Source organism: Achromobacter sp. 1012554356 (assembly GCF_059760815.1).
The window spans coordinates 71,991-92,613 of record NZ_JCBANC010000011.1 but is presented as its reverse complement, the minus strand read 5'-3'; the positions used below and the strand labels follow the sequence as shown (position 1 = coordinate 92,613).

The following is a 20,623-nucleotide window of genomic DNA, read 5'->3' as shown; positions in this document are numbered from 1 at the left end:
CTAGGGTGCCGGTGATATCCTTGGCGGCATGAATCCGCCGCCGACGCCACCGCAGCCAGCCACTGATCCCACACGCTCACGACGGGACCTGCTGCTGGCGATGGCGGGCGTTTCGGCCACCGTGGTGCTCGCCGCCCTGGATTCCACCATCATCAGCACCACCCTGCCGCGCGTGGCCGAGGCGCTGAACGGCATGGCGCTATACGCGTGGGTCGGCACGGGCTATCTGCTGGCCACCGCGGCTTCCATCCTGATCTTTGGCCGGCTGGGCGACATGTTCGGCCGCAAGCCGTTGATGCTGGTGTCTGTGCTGATCATCGCGCTGGGCTCCATCGCCTGTGGCCTGGCGCAGTCCATGACCCAACTGATCGTTTTCCGCACCCTGCAGGGGGTGGGCGGGGGCATGATGATCGCCACGGCATTCGCCGCGCCGGCGGACTTGTTTCCCGATGCCAAGCAGCGCGTCAGATGGATGGCGCTGGTATCCGCTGCCTTCGCCATGGCTAGCGGCATCGGCCCGGTGCTGGGCGGCGCGGCCACGCAAGCGCTAGGGTGGCGCGCGGCGTTCTTTATTACGCCCATCGCGGCCGCCGCGGCCTTCTTCCTCTTGGCGCGCTATTTTCCGCGCATCCGGCCCATCCACGACGGCAGCCGCAAGATCGACTGGCTGGGCGCCATTCTGCTCGTATTGGCGGTGGGCGCGCCGCTGGCCGCGCTGGAACTTGCATTTGCCAGCGGCGAACACGCGCACCCGGTGCTCGGCCTGACGCTGGCGCTGGTCGGCGCCGCCGCCATCGCCATCCTGATTCCGACCGAACGCCGCGTGAAGTCACCGATCTTTCCGCTTCGCGTCCTGTCCGGCCGCGAGCCGCGGCTCTTGAACGCGGCCGCGATGATGGTGGGCGCGGTGATGTTCATCCTGATTTTCTACAGCCCGCTGCTGTTGCAGCAGGTGCTGGGCTACACGCCCAGCCAGGCGGGCCTGCTGCTCACGCCGCTGGTGGCCGCGATCTCGGTCGGCAGCATCATCAACGGCCGCATGTTCCCCAAACAGACCGAGCCGCAGCGGCTGATGGTGTTTGGCGGCGGGCTGCTGGCGGCCGGGTCGCTGATGGTGCTGCTGATTTCGCCGGGCACGTCGGCGTGGTGGATCCTGTCCGCGTTCTTCGTCAACGGCTGCGCGCTGGGCTTTTTGCTGCCCAACCTGACCCTCTTCATGCAGATGCTGAGCGAGCGGCGCGACGTGGGCGTGGCCTCGGCGCTGGTGCAGACGACGCGCGCCATCGGCAGCGCATTGGGCACTGCCGTGGTCGGCATTCTGATTTCGCACAGCACGGTGCTTTCCGGCGTGCGCACCGGGCTGGTCCTGTGTATTGTGCTGTCCCTGACCTGCGCGCTGCTGGCGCACCGGGTGAAGATGCGAAACCTGGTCACGAGCCGCGGTCAAGGTTGATTCAGAGCTCAACATGCAACGCCGCGATCTGCTGGACCTGATGATTCTTGCCGCCGTCTGGGGAGGCTCATTTCTTTTCATGCGCGTTGCCGTGCCGGAATTCGGGCCGGTGGCCCTGATCGAGCTGCGCGTGGGACTGGCCGCGCTGTTCCTGCTGCCCGCCGCGATCTGGCGCAACAAGCTGCCGCTTATTGCGCGCCGCTGGAAAGCCATTCTCGTGGTCGGCACGCTGAACGCGGCTTTGCCCTTCCTGCTTTACGCCTACGCCGCCCAGTCGTTGGGCGCGGGCTTCCTGTCGGTCGCCAACGCCGTGACGCCGGTGTGGGGCGCCGTCATCGGCTGGTTGTGGCTGAAAGACCGGCTGCCCTGGACCCGCTCGCTGGGGCTGCTGATCGGCATGTCCGGCATCGTGGTGCTGGTCTGGGACAAGCTCGACTTCCAGTCCGGCGGAACCGGCTTTGCCGTGCTTGCCGCCATTTCTGCGCCCGTCTTCTACGGCATTGCCGCCAACTGGACCAAGCGCTTTCTGACGGGCGTGGATCCGCTGACCAGCGCGACGGGCAGCATGGTGTCGGCCGCGCTGGTCCTGCTTCCAGCGGCCCTGGCCACCTGGCCGCAGCAGCCGGTCTCCTGGGAAGCCTGGGGCGCGACGGTCCTGCTCGCCGTGGTGTGCACCGGCGCCGCGTACATCGTGTTCTTCCGGCTGATCGCGAACGTCGGACCCACCGGCGCGGTCAGCGTCACATTTCTGGTCCCCATCTTCGGGGTCGTCTGGGGCGCCTGGTTCCTGGACGAAGTCATCACCGTGCCCATCCTTGCGGGCGCGGGCGTCATCCTCGTCGGGACAGCGCTGGCGCTCGGACTGGTCGGCATGAAACGCCGGGCCTGATCCGGTTCAGACCACCGCAATCCGGGGCGCCTGCCCCAAGGCGAGGCCTTGGCGGTCTTTGTCCGACACGATCGGCTCGCCTTGCACCGGCCAGGGGATCGCCAGCCCCGGATCGTCCCATCTCACGCAATGCTGGTGCGCCGGCGCGTACGGCGCGGTCGTCTTGTAGACCACATTGGCGTAGCCGGACAACACCAGAAATCCGTGCGCAAAGCCTTCCGGCAGCCAGAGCTGGCGAAGGTTGTCCGATGACAGGATCTCGCTCGTCCATTGGCCAAACGTGGGCGATCCCTCGCGCATGTCCACGGCAACGTCGAAAATCTCGCCTTCGGTGACGCGCACCAGCTTTCCCTGCGGATGCTGCGTCTGATAATGCAGGCCGCGCAGCACATGGCGCCGCGAGTGCGACTGGTTGTCCTGCAGAAAATGGACCGGACGGCCGACCGCCGCATCGAAGACCGATTGAACGTAGGTCTCGACGAAATAGCCGCGCGCGTCCTGATGCTTCTCGGGGTCGATGCGCAGGACATCGGGCAGGGACAAGGGTGTGATGCGCATCAGTGCGGCAGCCGGGTAAGAAGGTTCATCAGATATTGGCCATAGCCGCTCTTGACCAGCGGCCGCGCCAGCGCTTCCAGTTGCGCCGCGTCTATCCACTGCTTGCGGAACGCAATCTCTTCCGGGCAGGCGACCTTCAACCCCTGCCGGCGTTCGAGCGTCGCAATGAACTGCGACGCATCGAGCAGGCTGTCGTGCGTGCCCGTGTCGAGCCAGGCGTGCCCCCGTCCCATGATTTCGACGTTGAGCGCGCCCAGTTCGAGGTACGCCTGATTCAGATCGGTGATTTCCAGCTCATTGCGCGCGGACGGTCGGATACGGCGCGCCAGCTCGATCACCCGGTTGTCGTAGAAGTACAGCCCGGTCACCGCGTAGTTCGACTTGGGCGAGGCGGGCTTTTCCTCGATGCGCAGCGCGTTGCCCTGCGCGTCGAACTCGACCACGCCGTAGCGCTGCGGATCCTGCACGTGGTAGGCAAAGATGGTGGCGCCCGCGTGCCGCGACATCGCGCCGGCCAGCAGTTGGGGGAAGTCATGCCCGTAGAACAGGTTGTCGCCCAGCACCAGCGCGCACGGCGACTGTCCGATGAAGTCCGCCCCGATGAGAAACGCCTGCGCCAGGCCTTCGGGCGCCGGCTGCACCGCGTATTGCAGCGACAGCCCCCACTGCCCGCCATCGCCCAGCAACTGCTGAAAGCGCGGCAGGTCCTCGGGTGTCGAGATGACCAGGATCTCGCGTATGCCGGCCAGCATCAGCGTGGACAGCGGGTAATAGATCATGGGCTTGTCGTAGACGGGCATGAGCTGCTTGCTCACCGCGAGGGTCGCGGGATGCAGCCGCGTTCCCGAACCGCCAGCCAGGATGATGCCCTTGCGCGCGCCCGTTGCCGTCATCGCGCACCCCCTTCGGACGCATGGGAGCGGCTTGCCGCCTTCAGCAGCCATTGCGGGTGATCCAGATACCACCGCACCGTCTTCTCCAGGCCCGACGCAAACGTTTCGGCCGGCTGCCAGCCCAGTTCCTGCCGCGCCTTGCCCGCATCGATGGCGTAGCGGCGGTCATGGCCAGGCCTGTCGGCGACCAGCGCGATGAGGTCCCTGTACGCGCCGCCATCGGCCCGCGGCCGCAAGGTGTCCAGCAAGGCGCAAACCGCCGTGACGACCTCCAGCGTGGTGCGCTCATTTCCCGCGCCCAGGTTGTAGGTCTGGCCGGGCCGGCCATCTTCGAGCACCCTGCGCAAGCCGTCGCAATGATCGGCGACATACAGCCAGTCCCGCGCGTGCAGGCCATCGCCGTACACGGGCAGCGGCTTGCCCGCCAGCGCGTGATGGATCATCAGGGGAATCAGCTTCTCGGGAAACTGCCGGGGTCCGAAATTGTTGGAGCAGTGCGTCATGAGCACCGGCAATCCATAGGTCTGCGCCCAGGCGCGCACCAGATGGTCGCCCCCCGCCTTGCTGGCGGCGTAGGGATTGTTCGGCTGGTAGGGGCTGGCTTCGGTAAAGCCCGGATCGGCAGGCGCCAGCGAGCCGTAGACCTCGTCCGTCGAGACATGCAGAAACCGGAACGCATCGCGCTCGGCGCCGTCCAGTTCGCTCCAGAAGGCGCGCGCGGCCTCCAGCAGCCCGAAGGCGCCGCCCACGTTGGTCCGGACGAAATTGCCGGCGCCCGCGATCGAGCGATCGACGTGCGTTTCGGCCGCGAAATTGACGATGGCGCGCGGACGGTGCGCGTGCAGCACCTCGGTCACCCGATGCGTGTCGGCGATATCCGCCACGATCAGGACATGGCGCGGGTCGTGTTCCAGGCCGCCAAGATTGGCGCGGTTGCCGGCGTAGGTCAGCTTGTCCAGATTGACGACCGTCTCATCGCCATGCGCCAGCCAATCCAGCACGAAATTGGATCCGATGAACCCGGCGCCCCCGGTGACGAGAATACTCATTGCGTTGTGCCTGATCGGAGGGCAACCCTCCAAAACGCGTAGTTTACTGCCCTGCCGCCGCCCGACCGCGTTCAGTATTTGTCCGACGTACCCGTGAACGCCACGCCGATCCGCAGCAGCGTGTAGGACGCCGCATCCACCCAGCGCCGCAGGAAACCCCGGCGCTGATAGTCCAGCGGCCGGATGAAGCGGCCACCCTCGCGAATGGCGGTTTCCAGGCGTTCCTGCAGGTCCCAGGCGAACGGCTGGCTGTCGACCACGACATTGGCCTCGCGCGCCAGCAGCAGGCTGAAGGGGTCCAGGTTCGACGAGCCCACGGTGGCGACGTTGTCGATCACCGCGACCTTCGCGTGCAAGTAGCTCGGCATGTACTCGTAGATCTCGATGCCGTCGCGCAGCAGCTTGTCGTACAGCGACCGCGTGGCGTGATACTGCATCCGGTATTCCACCTTGCCCTGCAGCAGCAGCCGCACGCGCACACCGCGCGCCGCGGCCTTGGCCAGCGCGCGGCGAAAGCGCACGCCCGGAAAGAAGTAGGCATTGGCGATCAGGATGTCGCGCCGCGCGCGCGAGATGCCGAACAGGTAGGCACGCTCGAATGTCCTGCGGAAACGCAGGTTGTCGCGCAGCACCAGCGCGGCGCGCAGCATGCCGCCCGGCGGCGCGGGAACGTCGCGCGGCTTGAGCAGCTGCAGCCGATGCCAGTCGCGCGGGTGGCGGCGCAGGCGCGCCCAGTTCAGGCGCACCCACAGGAGTTCCTGCGCATGGGCCGCCTGCGTGACGATCGGGCCTTCAATCTGCACGGCAAAATCAAAACGCGGACCGGTCAGGCCGTCGGTGGGATCCAGGTCATCGTAGTCGTCGATGACGTTGATGCCCCCGATGAAGGCGATGTGGCCATCGACGACCGTGACCTTGCGATGCAGGCGCCGCAAGCGGCTGCGCGACGGGATGAAGCGCGCGAACCAGCGCGGCTCGGGCCGGAAGATGCGGCACTGCGCGCCCGCATTGGCCAGCGCGACGCGCACGCGCTCGCCGTGCAGCGCGCTGCCGAATCCATCCAGGACCACGCGCACCTTGACGCCGCGGCGCGCGGCCGCCGCCAGGCATTCCAGCACCTTCGTGCCGGTGCGGTCGAGCATGAAGATGTAGGTTTCCAGATGCACGCTGACGGTGGCCGCGTCGATCGCCGCGCACAGCGCGGGAAAGAAGTCGGCGCCGTTCTGGAGCAGACGGATATCGTTGCCCTGCTCCCACTCCAGCCTGTCCTGCTCGTCCTTCACGGGAGTTCAAGCTCCGCGAGCAAGGGCGAATGATCGGACAGCTTGGCCCACTCGCGGCCGCGCAGCACGCGGGCGCTGCGCACGGCAAAGCCGCGCTGGTAGATGCGGTCCAGGCGGAACCAGGGAAACACGGCAGGGAACGTGCGCGGCGGCGGCGCCAGCAACCGCGAGCTGCCATCCATGCCGAGCTGGTTGTTGCGCTCCATGACTGAGACGCCGCTGCTGGGCAATCCGCGCAGGGCGTTGGACAGCCGCTTGACCGAGTCGCGCAGGCGCGGCAGGTCTCCGCCATGGCTGCGCGGGGCATGCGAAAACACCTCGTACAGCCCGAGCTGCTGCACGAACATCGGCGCCAGCCGGTCATTCCAGTCGTTGAAATCCCCGGCGATCAGGATGGGCTCGCCATCGGGCACCATGCGCTTGATGCGCTCGGTCAGCGCCAGGATCTGGCGGCTGCGGCTGCCGGCGAACAGGCCCAGATGCACCACGAAGCAGTGCACCGCCCGATCACCCACGTCGATGCGCGCATGCAGCAGCCCGCGTTGCTCCAAGCGGTGGTCGGAGATGTCGAGATTTTCGTGGTCGAGGATGGGATAGCGCGACAGCAGCGCATTGCCGTGGTCGGTGGCGTGGCGCACGGCATTGCGGCCGTAGGCGACGTCCAGCCGCAATGCGGCGGCCAGCGATTCGTGCTGAGCATCGAGCAGCGACTTCTGCTCGTTGCGGCCCTGGACCTCCTGCAGGAAGACCAGGTCGGGGCGCAGGCCATACAGGCCCAGGCGAAGTTCATTCAGGGAGTCGCGCCGGCCCAATGCCGAACGGCCCTTGTGTATGTTGTAGCTGACGACTCGGATGAGCGACATGGAAGCAATGGCGCCTTTCAAATCTTGAGAACCGCCGGCCGGGTCCCGGAAGGTCCTCTGGCCAGCCGCCGCCGTGTTTGGCGGCGTTAGCCAGATTACTCCATTTCAGCCGGGCGTTCCCATCTTTGCGGCAGCGCGAGCTACCGGCGCACCTCAAGCGCACCGCAGCGGATCCGGCTCTGCCGGTCCGCCAGCGGGCCCCTGGAGGGGGAAGCGCCGGAGGCGCTCCGGGGGTGGGCCTTCCTACGCTTTTTCGACGTTGCGCAGGCGGATGTGCAGCTCGCGCAGTTGCTTCTCGTCGACTTCCGAGGGCGCTTGCGTCAGAAGGTCCTGGGCGCGCTGAGTCTTCGGGAAGGCGATGACGTCGCGGATCGATTCGGCGCCGGTCATCATCGTGACGATGCGGTCCAGGCCGAAGGCGATGCCGCCGTGCGGAGGCGCGCCGTACTGCAGCGCGTCCAGCAGGTAGCCGAACTTCTCGCGGGCTTCCTCGGCGCCGATCTTCAGCGCGCGGAACACCTTGCTCTGCACTTCCTCACGGTGAATACGGACCGAGCCGCCGCCGATTTCCCAGCCGTTCAGCACCATGTCGTAGGCCTTGGCGAACGCCTTGCTGGGATCGGATTCCAGGAAGTCTTCGTGGCCATCCTTGGGGCTGGTGAACGGGTGGTGGGCGGCGGTGTAGCGGCCGTCTTCCTCGTCGTATTCGAACATCGGGAAGTCGACCACCCACAGCGGCTTCCAGCCGGCCGTGAACAGGCCCGTCTTCTTGCCGAATTCGCTGTGACCGATCTTCACGCGCAGCGCGCCGATGGCGTCGTTGACGACCTTTTCGCGGTCGGCGCCAAAGAAGATGATGTCGCCGTCCTGGGCGCCGGTGCGCTTGACCAGTTCGGCCAGGGCAGCGTCGTGCAGGTTCTTGACGATGGGCGATTGCAGGCCGTCGCGGCCCTTGGCCACGTCGTTGACCTTGATGTAGGCCAGGCCCTTGGCGCCGTAGATGCCGACGAACTGGGTGTACGCGTCGATCTCGCTGCGCGACATCTCGGCGCCACCGGGCACGCGCAGGGCGACCACACGGCTGCCCGGCGCCGTGGCGGCGGCGGCAAACACCTTGAAGTCCACGTCGCGCATGACGTCGGTGATATCGGTGAACTCGAGCTGCACGCGCAGATCGGGCTTGTCCGAGCCGTAGCGGCGCATCGCTTCGGTCCACGGCATGATCGGGAACGGCGACGGCAGGTCGACGCCCTGCACCACCTTGAACACATGGCGGATCAGGTTCTCGAAGATTTCACGGATTTCGAATTCGTTCAGGAACGAGGTTTCGCAATCGATCTGGGTGAATTCCGGCTGACGGTCGGCGCGCAGGTCTTCGTCGCGGAAGCACTTGGTGATCTGGTAGTAGCGGTCAAAGCCCGAGACCATCAGCATCTGCTTGAAGAGCTGCGGCGACTGCGGCAGCGCGAAGAAGTGGCCGGCGTTCACACGCGAGGGCACCAGGTAGTCGCGCGCGCCTTCGGGCGTGCTCTTGGCCAGCATGGGCGTTTCGATGTCGATGAAGCCCAGTTCGTCCAGGAACTTGCGGGTTTCGATGGACACGCGGTAGCGCAGCATCAGGTTGCGCTGCATCTGCGGACGGCGCAGGTCCAGCACGCGGTGCGTCAGGCGGGTGGTTTCCGACAGGTTGTCGTCATCCAGCTGGAACGGCGGGGTGACCGACGCGTTCAGGATCTCGACTTCCTTGCAGAGCACTTCGATTTCGCCGGAGGCCAGTTCGGCGTTGGCCGTGCCGGCCGGACGCTCGCGCACCAGGCCGGTGACGCGGACGCAGAATTCATTGCGCAGGCGCTCGGCGGTGGCGAAGGCGGCGTTGTCCGGATCGAACACGATCTGGGCAAGGCCGGCGCGGTCGCGCAGGTCGATGAAGATGACCCCGCCGTGGTCGCGGCGGCGGTTCACCCAGCCGTACAGGGTGACGGTCTGGCCGAGATGGTCACGGCAAACCTGGCCGGTGTAGCAGGTACGCATGCGGGATGACTCCGTTTTGTGCTTGGTGTGTAAGGGTTACGAATCGGCGCGGGGTGCGTCCTGCACGCCCGGCGCCGGAGAGAGCGCAGCCGGCCGGACCACGGGCGTTGCCGCCGGGGCCGGGGCGACCACGCCCATGGAAACGATGTACTTCAAAGCCGCGTCCACGCTCATCTGAAGGTCGATGACCTCGGCGCGAGGCACCATCAGGAAAAAGCCGGATGTGGGGTTGGGTGTCGTCGGCACGTACAGGCTGATGTGGTCGCCAGGCAGGCTGTCGGCCACTTCACCGCTGGGCGTGCCGGTGACGAATGCAATGGTCCAGGCGCCTGCCCGCGGATACTGCACCAGCACCGCGCGGCGGAACGCCTGTCCGTTGGGGGCAAGCACGGTATCGCTGACCTGCTTGACCGAGTTGTAGATGGACCGCACAAGCGGGATGCGGCCCAGCAGGGTTTCCCACTGGTCCACCATGGTGCGGCCAATAAGGTTGGCGGCGAACACGCCCGTCAGAAGCACCACCACGATGACCAGGACGAAGCGGAAACCGGGAATGTCGATGCCGAACAGCGATTCGGACGACAGGAAGCCAGGCACGAACCCTTCCAGGGTGGCGACCAGCAGTCCCAGTACCCACACCGTGATGACCAGGGGAACCCAGATCAGCAGCCCGGTGATGAAGTACTTCTTGATGACGCGCATCCGCATCGCGATGCGCTCTAGGAAGCGGCGCTGCCGGCAGCAGGCGTCGTCGGCGCGGGGGCTGCGGCAGGCGCTGCAGCCGGCGTGGCGGCGGGCGCGGCGCTGTCAGCGGAGGCCGGCGCGCTTGCCGGGGCGGCGCCCGGGTTGCTGCTGTTGCCGCTGCTGCTGTTGCCGCTGCCGTTGTTACGGAAGTCCGTGACATACCAGCCGGATCCCTTGAGCTGGAATCCAGCCGCGGTCACCTGCTTGGAAAACGTGCTTTGGCCGCATTCGGGGCAGACCGAAAGCGGCGCGTCGGAAATCTTCTGCAAGACGTCTTTGGCGTGGCCGCAGGCGCTGCACTTATAGGCGTAGATGGGCATCGAGGGCTCCCAGGCGCAAGCCCGGCATATCAAATTCCGCCTGCTGCCGCGTGCGGGCGCAAGGCTCGGCGGCTGGGCAAGGCCGGAAAAATACGGGAAAGTCTTGAATTTTAGCGGTTTTTCATAAAGCGTCGGAGTCCGCCCCGCCCTGCCGGCCGCCAGCCGACGGCCGGGGGATGGCCTCCCCGGTGCGGGCGGGCCTTTCCCTACACGGGCAGCAGGAACATCACGGCGGCCACCAAGGTGGGTCCCAGGGCGCACAGGAACAGGCGCCCGGACGAAATGCTGCCATCCGGGAAATGATTCTTCAGGATTGCGAACCCAGCCGGATTGGGCGCGTTGGCGATCACCGTCAACCCGCCGCCCGTGACTGCGCCGGCCACCAGCATGTAGCGCCAGGCCTCGCTGGTGCCTTCCACGAGCGACCCCAGGTAGGTGAGCGCCGCGTTGTCGGTGATGGCCGTGAGCGCGGTGGCCCCCCAAAAGAGGACAAAAGGCTCCAGCCCCCCCAGCAGATCCTGCAACCACCACTTCTGCAAGCCGCCCAGCACCACCAGCCCGGCCAGGAAAAAACCCACCATCAGGCCTTCCTTGATCATCAGGCGGTCCTGGTGCCGCTTGTAGGCCTCGGAAAACCCGATGAACATCATCAAGAGGCCCAGAAAAATGGCCGGATGATGCGCGGTCAGCACGATGGCGATCAGGAACACCAGGTGCACCAGAATCACGATGGCAGGCACCGGCGGGCGCTTGCCCGCGCCGTCCGGGGCATCGACGCCGCCCCGCGTGCCCACCGCGCCTTCAAGCAGCGCCTTGCGGCAGATGAACGTCAGCAGACCCGCATTCAGGACGACCGCCACTGCCGCGCGCCAGCCGAAGTGCTGCAGCATGAACGCCGAATCCCAGCCGAACGTGCCCGCCACCATCAGGACGGGCGGCGCGGCGTACGACGTCAGCACGCCACCGATGGACACGTTGACGAACAGCACACCCAGGGTCAGGTACTTGAAACCGGTCCGGCCGCTGCTGCGGAAGTACGCGTCGCGCAGCAGGATGGCGGCCAGCGTCATCGCGGCAGGCTCGGTGATGAACGAGCCGCCCAGCGGCACCATGGCCATCACCACGAAGAAGGTCGACAGCTCGCGCGGCATCGGCAGGACCCGCGCCACCAGGCGGACCAGCAGCCCCACCAGCTCAAGAATCGGCCGGCTCGCCGCCACCACCATGATCACGAACACGAACAGCGGCTCCGTGAAGTTGCGCGTGTCCATGTAGTCGATCGCGGCCGACGGCCCGGCCAGCGCCGCCATGGCCACGATCAGTGCGAAGGCCCAGACGCCGAAGACGGCCTCGACCTCGGAAAACAGGTGCCAGAAGCCCGCGTGCGGTCCGCCCTGATGCGCCAGGCGCGCGAAGAAGGGAACCGAGAAGGTGTGAAGAACCGCCACGGCAAACAGGAGGGTGGCGATGACTTCTAGCGTCTGGGGCATGTGCAGCAATTCCTATGACGCCCGGGGGATACGCGCTCGGGCGGGCTTGTCGGACAAGCGTCGCAATATAGCCCAGCGGCACGCCGGTGTAACGCAGGGTCAACACTGATCCCTGCCGCCTTTTCTACGCGATCGGGGCCGGCGGTTCGGCGCCCGCCTGCGCCGCCTTCATCTCCATCAGCAGGCTATGCAGCATCTCGGTGGACAGCCCGTGCAGCACCAGCCGGTAGCCCGCCCGCAACGTGGACATCGGCACCAGCGGATGGCTGTTGTTGACCAGAATCAGGTGCTGCGGCGCGCCCAGCAGCTTGGCCGCATAGATGCCGACGGTCTCATCGAGCTGCAGCGAATTGGCCGCGCGCCAGAAATCGTTGTCGGTCAGCAGCAGTTGATACAGCGGCGTGAACAGTTCGATGGCGCTTTGCAGGTCCAGGAAGTTCAGCTTGCCTTGCGGCATGTCCTCCAGCCGGATCGGCGGGTCGCGCAGCATGGAAAAGTCCACCGTCTGCGGCGCGTGCATTTCCACGCCCGCATCGCGCAGCGCCTGGTTCAGCCGGATGACGAAGTTGAAGAGATTCAGGTCGTGCTTGACGAACAGATCGTCCTTCAGGTCGTCGATCGTCATCGGCTCGAGCGGCGTGGTGCTGACGGGCACCGGTGAGTTCGCGGCGATGAACGCCAGCGCCTGCGCCCCCAGGTGAAAGTGCCGCAGGATCAGCCAGTTGGCCTCGGGCGACACGAAGCGCTTCAATCCCCACGCCAGAATGCGGTGCAGCACCCGGGAATGCGACCAGCGGCGCGGCAGGAACGTCTTGATGACCTGGATCAGGATGATGAAGGCGCGCGCAAGCGGCCGCAGGAACGGCAGCAGGTACTGGCGCGACGCGCAGCTGGAATCCGTCAGCCAGGCCTTCTTGACCTTGTCCGGCAGCGGTGTGCTGCGGTCCAGGTACAGCGCGAGCCAAGGGCTGGGATCCGCGGGATCGTGCTCCCGGGCAAGGAATTCGGGCTCCTTGTTCATGCCGCGTCCGCCTCCATCACGTGATGAAACTGCATCAGATAAAGCGCCGCCGTGCGGCGCGCGGTGTCGACGATGCGCTGCTCGGCGCGGCCGTCCTCGTCGCAATCGAGCGCCAGCTCCACGGCCGACAGCCAGCGCGCCAGATGGTGCTCATCGTTGTGGCCGTGGTATTCCAGGAAGCGGAAGGCGTCGGGCGGCAGCTTCAGGCTGGCCTTGAGCAGCGGCAGCAGCGCCGGCACGATGCGCTGACCCGTGCCCTCGATGATGTAGATGGCGCCCAGGAGCCCGATCGGATCACGCGTGGCGGCCAGGCTGTGCAGGTAGGCATTGAGCGCCTCGCCGCCGGGATTGCGGCGCAGGGCGTCGATGCTGTCCACCGTGCCGCCGGCGGTGCGGTAGTCGTCGAACAATATCTGGAAGTCGTTCTGCTCCTCGCCCGCGTGCATGTCGATCAGCGCGGCCAGCGGCGCGTACTGCTCGGTCAGCGACGCGGCGCCCTCACGCATCCACTTGCTGCCCTCGCGCACCTGCGGAATCCAGTTCTCCATCCACGTCAGGTAATCCGCGGTCTGGAACTGGCGGTTTCGCAGGCGGCGGACCACCGGCGTGCGCCACACGCGCGAACGGTAGTCGTGCCAGATCGCCGCCAGCTCCGTCAGCAGTTGGCCCAGGCCTTGCGGCGCCATGTCGGGATCATGCGGCGGCGCGATGGCGTCGGCGTCGACGGACGCCGCATCCTCGCGCGCGGCGGCGCCCGACGCAGCGGCGCCCGGCGCCCCAGCGGCAACTGCGGGCTTTGCGTGCACCGCTTCGGCTTCCAGCAGCATATAGGCCGCCATGAAGCGCCCGGATTCGGGGATGTAGCAGAAGATCTGCTCGCCCGGCCTGACCTCGCGCGTTTCCAAAAACTCGGCCAGCATGATCATGATGGAGGCGGCGCCCGTGTTGCCGCGCCACGCCAGGTTGCTGAACCAGCGCTCGCGCGGGATCACCAGGCCGGCCTTTTCCATCAGGTCTTCCACGACCGGGATGAATTTTTCCGACGAGTAATGACACAGGAAGTGATCGACCTGATCCGGATCCACCCAGCCGTCGCGCACCAGCTTGGCGTACTCATGGATGCCGATGTCGAACAGATGCGGCAACAGGCGGATGTCCTGGCGCAGCGACAGCGCGCCATCGGCCTCGGCCTCGTTCCAGGACGGGTAGTCCAGATGCCCCTTGCTCCGGTCGGCGGACAGCCCAAGCTGCATGCACACCGGATAGTCGCCCGAGAACGAGCGCTGATGCACCCACTTCAAGCGCAGCCGCACGCCCTGCGAGGCGCCGGGCAGCGGCCGCTCGCCATTGCCCAGCAGCACCGCGCCGGCGCCGTCCGACAGCATCCAGCGCAGGAAGTGCGCGTCGAAGTCGGCGTCGTACCCGCGCGCGGCAAAGCGCGAGCGCTTGAACAGGCGCGACGGCAGTTCGCTGGCCACGGCCAACGCGCTGGCATGCGCGCCCAGCTCCACGCCTTGCGCGGCTGCCTGGATCGCCGACACGCCCGCGGCGCAGATGCCATGCACCGACAGCGTTTCCATCGGCGGCGCGGCCAGCTCGCCCTGGATCATGTTGGAAAAGCCCGGCATCAGCGCATCGCCGCCGGACGAACCGCTCGCCAGCAACGACACGGCCGACAGATCGGTGTCGTGGCGCCGCAGGCAATCGCGAATCGCGTTGGCCGCGAGCTGCGCATTGGAGAACACCGTCGCGCCCTCGCGATCAATCGCGTAGTAGCGCTGCTTGATGCCGTTCTCGGTCAGGATGCGGCTCTTGATCCGGCTGGACATGCGGTTCAGCGGCGCGATGTAGTCGTCCATGGCCTCGTTGGACACGGGCTCGCCCGGCATGAAATAACCGGCGCTTTCCAGGTAGACACGATGAAACGCAATGGGCATGGCGGATCTCTGGTTGGGAAATGGGGGGTGCGGCGCTAGCGGACGTGCTCGGGCGCCATGCAGGAACGGCTGCGCAAGCGCGGCACGAAAGCGGCCAGCACGAAGACGCGGAACATATAGGGCACGAGGCCGCGTTCATTCAGTTCGGCGCGCACGCGGCTGCGGTAGTGGTCATGATGCAGGACGGTCAGTTCGGACCAGTGCGCGCGCGGATGCTCGTGATGCGCGGTGTGCAGGCCGATGTTGAAGAGCAGCGGATTGACCAGCCCCTCGAAATTGCGCGCGTAGTTCAGGCCCGCGATGTGCCGTGGCCCGCCGTCCGCATGCGCGTGCTGCAGGTAATTGGTGGCCAGCAGCCAATGCAGGCCGTGCAACTGCGGAACAATCACGAACACCAGCGCCTTGACCGGGTTCACTGCGATCAGCCCGGCCCACAAGCCCAGCCACGCGCCGTACTGCGCCATGCAGTAGCGCCAGGCGCCGGGCCAATGGCGGCGCAGCCGGCCCAGCCACGCGAAAAACAGCGGATACAGCACCCAGGCCGCTTGCACGGGATGGATGATGTAGCCCCACAGGTGATTGGTGTCGCCGCCAAACCGGTACGTGCGCGCCACGTCGCGCTCGCCATGCTTGTAGCGGTGATGATTGGCCACGTGGGCCGGATAGAACACGAACGTCGGATGGCCCTGCAGCAGCGTGATCCAGAAATCGGTCGTGCGGTTGGCCCAGCGGCCGCGCCACATCCGGATGTGCGTGTGGTTGTGATGGATGACGCCAATGCCCAGGGTCAAAAACAGCATCAGCGCGTAGGCCGGCCACCAGAACCCGTTGAACCACTGCCAGGCCGCCAGCAGCGGCAGCGCGGCCAGATAGGCCAGGCTCTGCCAATCGCGCCGGTTGCGCAGCGCCGGCAGCGCGCGCCGCGGGCCAATCGGTGCATTCGGGCCAATACTTGCCGCCACTATGCGGAGCCTCGCACGCCGGCGCCGGACTCACGCTGCCGGTAGGCTTCCAGCTGTCGCTCGGCGGCCTCCGCCCCCAACCGCGTGCGGAACAGGCGATCCATGAAGGTGAACTGGAAGCCGTAGTTGCCGTTGTAGCAGGCATGGTGCAGATGGTGCCGGCGGCTGGCGGCGAACCAGTGCGCGTACGAGACCCTGGGAAAGAAATCGTAGTTGGCGTGGCCGATGCAATTGAAGAACAGGCTGAAAATCGGCACCGACAACAGCGACCAGAAGCTGAAATCGTGCACCACCATGGGCAGCAGGATCACGTTGCCCAGCATCAGCGCTTCGATGGGGTGAAAGCTGTAGGTCGAAAACGGCGTCGTCACCACCGAACGGTGATGCGGCAGGTGAAAGCGGCGCAGCAGGCGCGTGTGCAGCAGGCGGTGATTGATCCAGAAATGCACGTCGTTCCAGGCCACCAGCGCCAGGATTTCCAGCACGATCTTCTGCCCGCTCGCGTCCGGGTCCAGGCGCGCCCATCCCAGTTGCAAGAGGCCCCACGGAAAAATCATGCCGGTGCCGAACAGCAGGATCGACAGGCCGGACTGCGCCAGCTCGCGGCGCAACTGGCCGGGCGCAAGCGGCCGTGGATCGAGCGGCCGGCCCAGGCCAAGGGCCGGCAGGATGTGCCGGGTCAGCAACCACGTGGCCGCGCCAAAGACCAGGTAGATGCCGCCGAAGAAAAGCAGCCCCGCCAGCATGACCTGCCAGGCGGACAAGGCTTCAAAAGCTTGACCCATGAAGGTTTTGTTTCACCCCGAAGAATGGCCGCATCATAAGCAATCCGTCAGCTTCCCGGTAGGTCATTTATTACCAATTGAATCCGGACGCCACAAAGCGCTCATGCGGCGCGCAGGGCGGGCTCGTGCGCCGGAAACTGGCGGTCCACCGCGTCCACGGCGGCATCCAATCGCGCCGCGAGCGCCGCGCTGGCCGGCAGCATGGGCAGACGCAGTTCATTCGACAGCAACCCCTGCCGTGCAAGCGCAGCCTTCAGCGGACCGGGATTCGGCTCTCCGAACACCAGCTGGATGACCGGCGCCAGCGCATGGAACAGCGCGCGAGCATCGTCCAGCCGCTGGGCTTGCACCGCGCGGTGCATCGCCACGAACAGATCGGGACGCAGGTGCGCCGCGGCGGCGATCATGCCCGTGGCGCCCAGGCACATCGCGGACAGCGATTGCAGGTCCTCGCCCGCCAGCACATTCAACTGACCATCGTTGATCAGCGCCACCGTCTTGTCCAGCGAGCCGCCGCAGTCCTTGATGGCGGCAATGTTGGGATGCGCGGCCAGCGCCAGCAGCGTCGGCGTTTCCAGCGTGGTGCCCGTCCGGTACGGAATGTCGTAGAGCACCAGCGGAAAACGCGAGGCATCGGCCAGGCAGCGGAAGTACGCCGCGGCCCCTTCCTGGCCCGCCCGCACGTAGTACGGCGCGGGCGCCAGGATGCCGGCCAGCGGCCGCGTGCCGAACGCCGTCAGCCGCTGCAGCACGTGGCCCTGATGATTGCCCGCCAGCCCCATGACGATGGGCAGGCCGCCCGCCTCGGCCAGCACCGCATCCAGCACGGCGAGCTGTTCGGCATCGTCCAGCGCCGCGGCCTCGCCCGTGCTGCCGCACACGACCAGCCCGTCAACGCCCGCGGCCACGTAGTGGCGCACGAGGCGGCGCAGCGCCCCGCCATCGACATGGCCGCCGGAAAACGGCGTGACCAGCGGCACCCAGACGCCCTGGAACAGAGATTGATTTGATTGCATGAGAACACTCCTTCGTATGGACCGTTGGGGGGACCGTACAGAAGTGCTCGGGATGTCAGGGGGTGCGCGCAGAGGCGCCAAAGCGCCGCCAGGAGGCCGCTGTTCCGTCGCCCATCTGACGGAACAGCATGCTCCGGTCAGATGAGCGGCTGTTTTTTGGATTTCAGGCCGGCGGCAGCCAGCACCACGCCAAGGGCGCGGAGTCGGCTAGCAGTCTGGGGGGCCTGATGAATCATGGATGAGCGGGACGCGATAAGCGGCGGTTGCAGAAATCTACCGGGCGGGCGCGTCGGTGTCAACGCGGCGGCAAGGCGGTCGCCCGGCAGCGCTGCGGGACGGGGTTCAGCTGAGCGTCGCCAGGAACACCGCGCACAGCGCTTCCATGCCCTTGCGGTCGTCTTCGTCGAACCGGTCCGGCACGGGGCTGTCCACGTCCCAGACGCCGATCAGTTCGCCCTTGTGCACCAGCGGCACCACGATTTCGGAACGCGAGGCCGCGTCGCAGGCGATGTGGCCGGGAAAGGCATGCACGTCCGGCACGAGCTGCGTCTGACGCTGGCTGGCGGCCGCGCCGCACACGCCGCGATTGAGCGGAATGCGCACGCACGCGGGCTTGCCCTGGAACGGTCCCAGGACCAGTTCCGTGCCGTCAAAGAAATAAAAACCCACCCAGTTCAGGTCGGGCAAGGCCTGGAACGCCAGCGCGCTCAGGTTGGCGGCATTGGCGATGCGGTCGGGCTCGCCTTCCAGCAACGCACGCGCCTGGACTGCCAGTTCGGCATACAGGGCGGCTTTGGACTCGGCGGTGATGGGAGCGGCTTCGAACATGGATGTAACTGTACTGGCGGTTATCGATGCAGGTGATTTTAGGGGTTCCACCCGTTAAAGGGGCCGGACTGTTACCGTGTGGGACAATACTTCGTTGTCAAACGTATCAACCGACCCACCCTTCTTGATCAAGAAGCACTCCATGGACAAGCCTATCGAACCTGCGTTTTCCTTTTCGGAACGCGCCCTGCAACTCACCAGCTCCGCCATCCGCGAGATTCTCAAGGTAACCGAGCGCCCCGAAGTCATTTCGTTCGCAGGCGGCCTGCCCGCGCCCGGCGGCTTCCCGGTAGAAGTGGTGCGTGCGGCATTCGACAAGGTACTGTCCACCAACGGCCGCGCGGCCCTGCAGTACGGTCCCACCGAAGGCTACGCTCCCCTGCGCAAGTGGGTCGCCGATGACCTGACCGCCTCCGGCGCCGACATCGCCCCCGACCAGGTCCTGATCGTGTCCGGCTCGCAGCAGGCGCTGGATCTGCTGGGCAAGGTGCTGATCGACAAGGACAGCAAGGTGCTGGTCGAAGACCCCAGCTACCTGGGCGCGCTGCAATCGTTCAGCCTGTACCAGCCGAACTTCGTGCCGGTGCCCACCGACGAAGGCGGCCTGATCCCCGAAGCGATCACGCCCGAACTGGCTGACGGCGCCCGCTTCCTGTACGCCCTGCCCAACTTCCAGAACCCGACCGGCCGCACGCTCAACCTGGAACGCCGCATCGCGCTGGTCAAGCGCGCCGCCGAACTGGGCCTGGTCATTGTCGAGGACGATCCCTACGGCGAACTGCGCTACGCAGGCGAGCCGCAGCCCGGCCTGATTGCGCTGGCCAAGGAGTACGGCGCCAACGTCGTGCGCCTGGGCACGTTCTCCAAGGTGCTGGCCCCCGGCCTGCGCCTGGGCTACATCGCCGGCGGCCGCGCGCTCATCAACAAGCTGGTGCAAGCCAAGCAGGCAACCGACCTGCACACGCCCACGCTGACGCAGATGGCCGTGTACGAGATCGTCAAGGACGGCTTCCTGGCCGAACACCTGCCCAACGTGCGCGAGATCTACCGCGCCCAGGGCAGCTGCATGCTGGACGCCATCCAGAGGGAATTCCCGTCCACCGTCACCTGGACCAAGCCGGAAGGCGGCATGTTCATCTGGCTGACGCTGCCCGAGCACATCGACAGCACCAAGCTGCTGGAAAAGGCCATCGCGCAGAACGTGGCCTTCGTGCCCGGCGCGCCGTTCTACAGCGGCGAAGGCAAGCGCAACACGCTGCGCCTCAGTTTCGCCACCGTGCCGGAAGACAAGATCCGCACCGGCATCGCCATCCTGGGCAAGCTGCTGAAGGCGGAATGACGGGTTTCACCGCCGACGTCCCGCCAGGGACCACGCGGAGGCCTTGAACACCGATCGGCCGGGCGCGATGCCCGGCCGTTGTTTTATGCTGTCGGCTTTCCCGACCACTTTTGACCGTGACAGTGAGCGCTTCGCAACAATCCCCCGCCGATCTCAGTGACATCGTCTTCACCGACTGGGTCGAACGCTGGCTCCCGAAGTCGTGGCGGCCCTACGCGCGGCTGTGCCGCCTGGACCGTCCCATCGGCACGTGGCTGACGCTGCTGCCGGCCATCGCCGCGCTGGTCCAGGCTGCGGGCGGTCTGCCCGACCTGCAACGCCTGATCGTCTTCTCGCTGGGCGCCCTGTTGATGCGCGGCATCGGCTGCACGGTCAACGACATGTGCGACCGCGACTTCGACAAGCACGTCGAGCGCACGCGCTTCCGTCCGCTGACCAGCGGCCAGTTGTCGATGAAGAACGCCGTGTGGTTCCTACTGGGCCAGTTGCTGGTCTGCGGGTCGCTGCTGTTCTTCCTGAACGACATGAGCCGCTGGCTGGCCGTGGCGGTGCTGCCCTTCGTCTTCATCTATCCGCTGTGCAAGCGCGTCACCTACTGGCCGCAGGTCGTGCTGGGCATCTGCTTCAACTGGGGCATGCTGATGGCCTGGTCGGACACGCAGAATCACGTGCCGCTCGCCGCCATCGCCATGTGGCTGGGCGCGGTGCTGTGGCAGGTGGGGTACGACAGCATCTACGCGTACGTCGACGTGCGCGACGACCGCAGCGTGGGCCTGCACTCGACCGCCATGCGTTTCGGCGACCAGGGCAAGCTCTGGATCGGCGGGTTCTATCTCGGCACCGTGCTGCTGTGGGCCTGGGGCGGTTATGCAATCGGCCTGTCGTGGGCGTATCAGGTCGGCATGGTGGCCGTGGCCGCGCATCTTGCCTGGCAATTGAAGGTCTTCGACATCCAGCATCCCCACCGTAACTTCATGCTGTTCCGCGCCAACCTGTGGCTGGGCGCGTTGCTGGTCGTGGCGGCGCTCGCCGGCACGGTGATCCGCTGATGCGGCGCGGTTGACGCGCAGCATTGGCGATGGGGGCCCAGCCGCCCCCAAACCAATCGTGTCGTCCATTTGCGGGATTGCCAACCGCGGGCGATGATGGGCTTTCCACCCCC

At 66.4% G+C, this 20,623-nt stretch carries 19 protein-coding genes; 4 read left to right on the top strand and 15 right to left on the bottom strand.

What is annotated here, in order from left to right; translation table 11 throughout:
- The first annotated feature begins 28 nt into the window (after positions 1–28).
- On the top strand, positions 29–1,453 hold the full coding sequence (locus AC6LJW_RS07730) for an MFS transporter (protein ID WP_498086902.1): 1,425 nt from the start codon (positions 29–31) through the stop codon (positions 1,451–1,453).
- Between the two features lie 13 nt (positions 1,454–1,466).
- The gene (locus AC6LJW_RS07725; RefSeq protein ID WP_056571151.1) at positions 1,467–2,342 is read left to right on the top strand and encodes a DMT family transporter; all 876 of its coding nucleotides are present in this window, start codon (positions 1,467–1,469) and stop codon (positions 2,340–2,342) included.
- A 6-nt stretch (positions 2,343–2,348) separates the two neighbouring features.
- Here AC6LJW_RS07725 and rfbC read toward each other — a convergent pair whose 3' ends face one another.
- The 15 genes from rfbC to AC6LJW_RS07650 form a co-directional block, all read right to left on the bottom strand.
- On the bottom strand, positions 2,349–2,900 hold the full coding sequence (rfbC, locus tag AC6LJW_RS07720) for a dTDP-4-dehydrorhamnose 3,5-epimerase (RefSeq protein WP_427985563.1): 552 nt from the start codon (positions 2,898–2,900) through the stop codon (positions 2,349–2,351).
- On the bottom strand, positions 2,900–3,793 hold the full coding sequence (gene rfbA / locus AC6LJW_RS07715) for a glucose-1-phosphate thymidylyltransferase RfbA (protein ID WP_056571147.1): 894 nt from the start codon (positions 3,791–3,793) through the stop codon (positions 2,900–2,902). The genes rfbC and rfbA overlap by 1 nt, the downstream gene beginning before the upstream one ends.
- A complete protein-coding gene (rfbB, locus tag AC6LJW_RS07710; protein WP_498086901.1) occupies positions 3,790–4,842 on the bottom strand; it encodes a dTDP-glucose 4,6-dehydratase in 1,053 nt (350 codons plus the stop codon). Before rfbB ends, rfbA begins: the two co-directional genes overlap by 4 nt.
- A gap of 71 nt (positions 4,843–4,913) precedes the next feature.
- A complete protein-coding gene (clsB, locus tag AC6LJW_RS07705) occupies positions 4,914–6,125 on the bottom strand; it encodes a cardiolipin synthase ClsB (protein ID WP_056571143.1) in 1,212 nt (403 codons plus the stop codon).
- Entirely contained in the window at positions 6,122–6,988 is an 867-nt protein-coding gene (locus AC6LJW_RS07700; protein ID WP_056571141.1) for an endonuclease/exonuclease/phosphatase family protein, read from the bottom strand. The genes clsB and AC6LJW_RS07700 overlap by 4 nt, the downstream gene beginning before the upstream one ends.
- 243 nt (positions 6,989–7,231) lie before the next feature.
- On the bottom strand, positions 7,232–9,019 hold the full coding sequence (gene aspS / locus AC6LJW_RS07695; RefSeq protein ID WP_056571139.1) for an aspartate--tRNA ligase: 1,788 nt from the start codon (positions 9,017–9,019) through the stop codon (positions 7,232–7,234).
- Between the two features lie 36 nt (positions 9,020–9,055).
- Positions 9,056–9,721, bottom strand: coding sequence for a DUF502 domain-containing protein (locus AC6LJW_RS07690; protein WP_369819008.1), 666 nt, complete (start codon positions 9,719–9,721; stop codon positions 9,056–9,058).
- A gap of 17 nt (positions 9,722–9,738) precedes the next feature.
- Positions 9,739–10,083 (bottom strand): FmdB family zinc ribbon protein, encoded by a 345-nt coding sequence (locus AC6LJW_RS07685; RefSeq protein ID WP_056571136.1) that lies wholly within the window; start codon positions 10,081–10,083, stop codon positions 9,739–9,741.
- Between the two features lie 206 nt (positions 10,084–10,289).
- On the bottom strand, positions 10,290–11,573 hold the full coding sequence (locus AC6LJW_RS07680) for a putative Na+/H+ antiporter (protein ID WP_498086900.1): 1,284 nt from the start codon (positions 11,571–11,573) through the stop codon (positions 10,290–10,292).
- Positions 11,574–11,697: 124 nt separating this feature from the next.
- Positions 11,698–12,594 (bottom strand): DUF6999 family protein, encoded by an 897-nt coding sequence (locus AC6LJW_RS07675; protein ID WP_056571132.1) that lies wholly within the window; start codon positions 12,592–12,594, stop codon positions 11,698–11,700.
- A complete protein-coding gene (locus AC6LJW_RS07670) occupies positions 12,591–14,531 on the bottom strand; it encodes an iron-containing redox enzyme family protein (protein ID WP_498086899.1) in 1,941 nt (646 codons plus the stop codon). Before AC6LJW_RS07670 ends, AC6LJW_RS07675 begins: the two co-directional genes overlap by 4 nt.
- Before the next feature lie 35 nt (positions 14,532–14,566).
- Positions 14,567–15,493, bottom strand: a complete 927-nt coding sequence (locus AC6LJW_RS07665; RefSeq protein WP_235512344.1) for a fatty acid desaturase — start codon at positions 15,491–15,493, stop codon at positions 14,567–14,569.
- Complete coding sequence (locus AC6LJW_RS07660; RefSeq protein ID WP_498086898.1) at positions 15,493–16,278, bottom strand: sterol desaturase family protein; 786 nt, start codon at positions 16,276–16,278, stop codon at positions 15,493–15,495. The genes AC6LJW_RS07665 and AC6LJW_RS07660 overlap by 1 nt, the downstream gene beginning before the upstream one ends.
- Positions 16,279–16,379: 101 nt before the next feature.
- Positions 16,380–17,294 (bottom strand): 4-hydroxy-tetrahydrodipicolinate synthase, encoded by a 915-nt coding sequence (gene dapA / locus AC6LJW_RS07655; RefSeq protein WP_056571126.1) that lies wholly within the window; start codon positions 17,292–17,294, stop codon positions 16,380–16,382.
- Between the two features lie 342 nt (positions 17,295–17,636).
- Positions 17,637–18,122, bottom strand: coding sequence for a free L-methionine (R)-S-oxide reductase MsrC (locus tag AC6LJW_RS07650; protein ID WP_056571124.1), 486 nt, complete (start codon positions 18,120–18,122; stop codon positions 17,637–17,639).
- 142 nt (positions 18,123–18,264) lie between these two features.
- On the opposite strand from AC6LJW_RS07650, the gene AC6LJW_RS07645 reads away from it, so the two are divergent.
- Both AC6LJW_RS07645 and ubiA read left to right on the top strand, forming a co-directional pair.
- Entirely contained in the window at positions 18,265–19,461 is a 1,197-nt protein-coding gene (locus AC6LJW_RS07645) for an aminotransferase-like domain-containing protein (protein ID WP_498086897.1), read from the top strand.
- 122 nt (positions 19,462–19,583) lie between these two features.
- Entirely contained in the window at positions 19,584–20,510 is a 927-nt protein-coding gene (ubiA, locus tag AC6LJW_RS07640; RefSeq protein ID WP_056571120.1) for a 4-hydroxybenzoate octaprenyltransferase, read from the top strand.
- Positions 20,511–20,623: the final 113 nt, after the last annotated feature.

Excerpts from the sequence above, each read along its gene's own strand:
- AC6LJW_RS07730 (WP_498086902.1), top strand. The coding sequence starts at position 29 with ATGAATCCGCCGCCGACGCCACCGCAGCCAGCCACTGATCCCACACGC.
- AC6LJW_RS07725 (WP_056571151.1), top strand. The coding sequence starts at position 1,467 with ATGCAACGCCGCGATCTGCTGGACCTGATGATTCTTGCCGCCGTCTGG.
- rfbC (WP_427985563.1), bottom strand. The coding sequence starts at position 2,900 with ATGCGCATCACACCCTTGTCCCTGCCCGATGTCCTGCGCATCGACCCC.
- rfbA (WP_056571147.1), bottom strand. The coding sequence starts at position 3,793 with ATGACGGCAACGGGCGCGCGCAAGGGCATCATCCTGGCTGGCGGTTCG.
- rfbB (WP_498086901.1), bottom strand. The coding sequence starts at position 4,842 with ATGAGTATTCTCGTCACCGGGGGCGCCGGGTTCATCGGATCCAATTTC.
- AC6LJW_RS07700 (WP_056571141.1), bottom strand. The coding sequence starts at position 6,988 with ATGTCGCTCATCCGAGTCGTCAGCTACAACATACACAAGGGCCGTTCG.
- aspS (WP_056571139.1), bottom strand. The coding sequence starts at position 9,019 with ATGCGTACCTGCTACACCGGCCAGGTTTGCCGTGACCATCTCGGCCAG.
- AC6LJW_RS07690 (WP_369819008.1), bottom strand. The coding sequence starts at position 9,721 with ATGCGCGTCATCAAGAAGTACTTCATCACCGGGCTGCTGATCTGGGTT.
- AC6LJW_RS07685 (WP_056571136.1), bottom strand. The coding sequence starts at position 10,083 with ATGCCCATCTACGCCTATAAGTGCAGCGCCTGCGGCCACGCCAAAGAC.
- AC6LJW_RS07680 (WP_498086900.1), bottom strand. The coding sequence starts at position 11,573 with ATGCCCCAGACGCTAGAAGTCATCGCCACCCTCCTGTTTGCCGTGGCG.
- AC6LJW_RS07675 (WP_056571132.1), bottom strand. The coding sequence starts at position 12,594 with ATGAACAAGGAGCCCGAATTCCTTGCCCGGGAGCACGATCCCGCGGAT.
- AC6LJW_RS07670 (WP_498086899.1), bottom strand. The coding sequence starts at position 14,531 with ATGCCCATTGCGTTTCATCGTGTCTACCTGGAAAGCGCCGGTTATTTC.
- AC6LJW_RS07660 (WP_498086898.1), bottom strand. The coding sequence starts at position 16,278 with ATGGGTCAAGCTTTTGAAGCCTTGTCCGCCTGGCAGGTCATGCTGGCG.
- dapA (WP_056571126.1), bottom strand. The coding sequence starts at position 17,294 with ATGCAATCAAATCAATCTCTGTTCCAGGGCGTCTGGGTGCCGCTGGTC.
- AC6LJW_RS07650 (WP_056571124.1), bottom strand. The coding sequence starts at position 18,122 with ATGTTCGAAGCCGCTCCCATCACCGCCGAGTCCAAAGCCGCCCTGTAT.
- AC6LJW_RS07645 (WP_498086897.1), top strand. The coding sequence starts at position 18,265 with ATGGACAAGCCTATCGAACCTGCGTTTTCCTTTTCGGAACGCGCCCTG.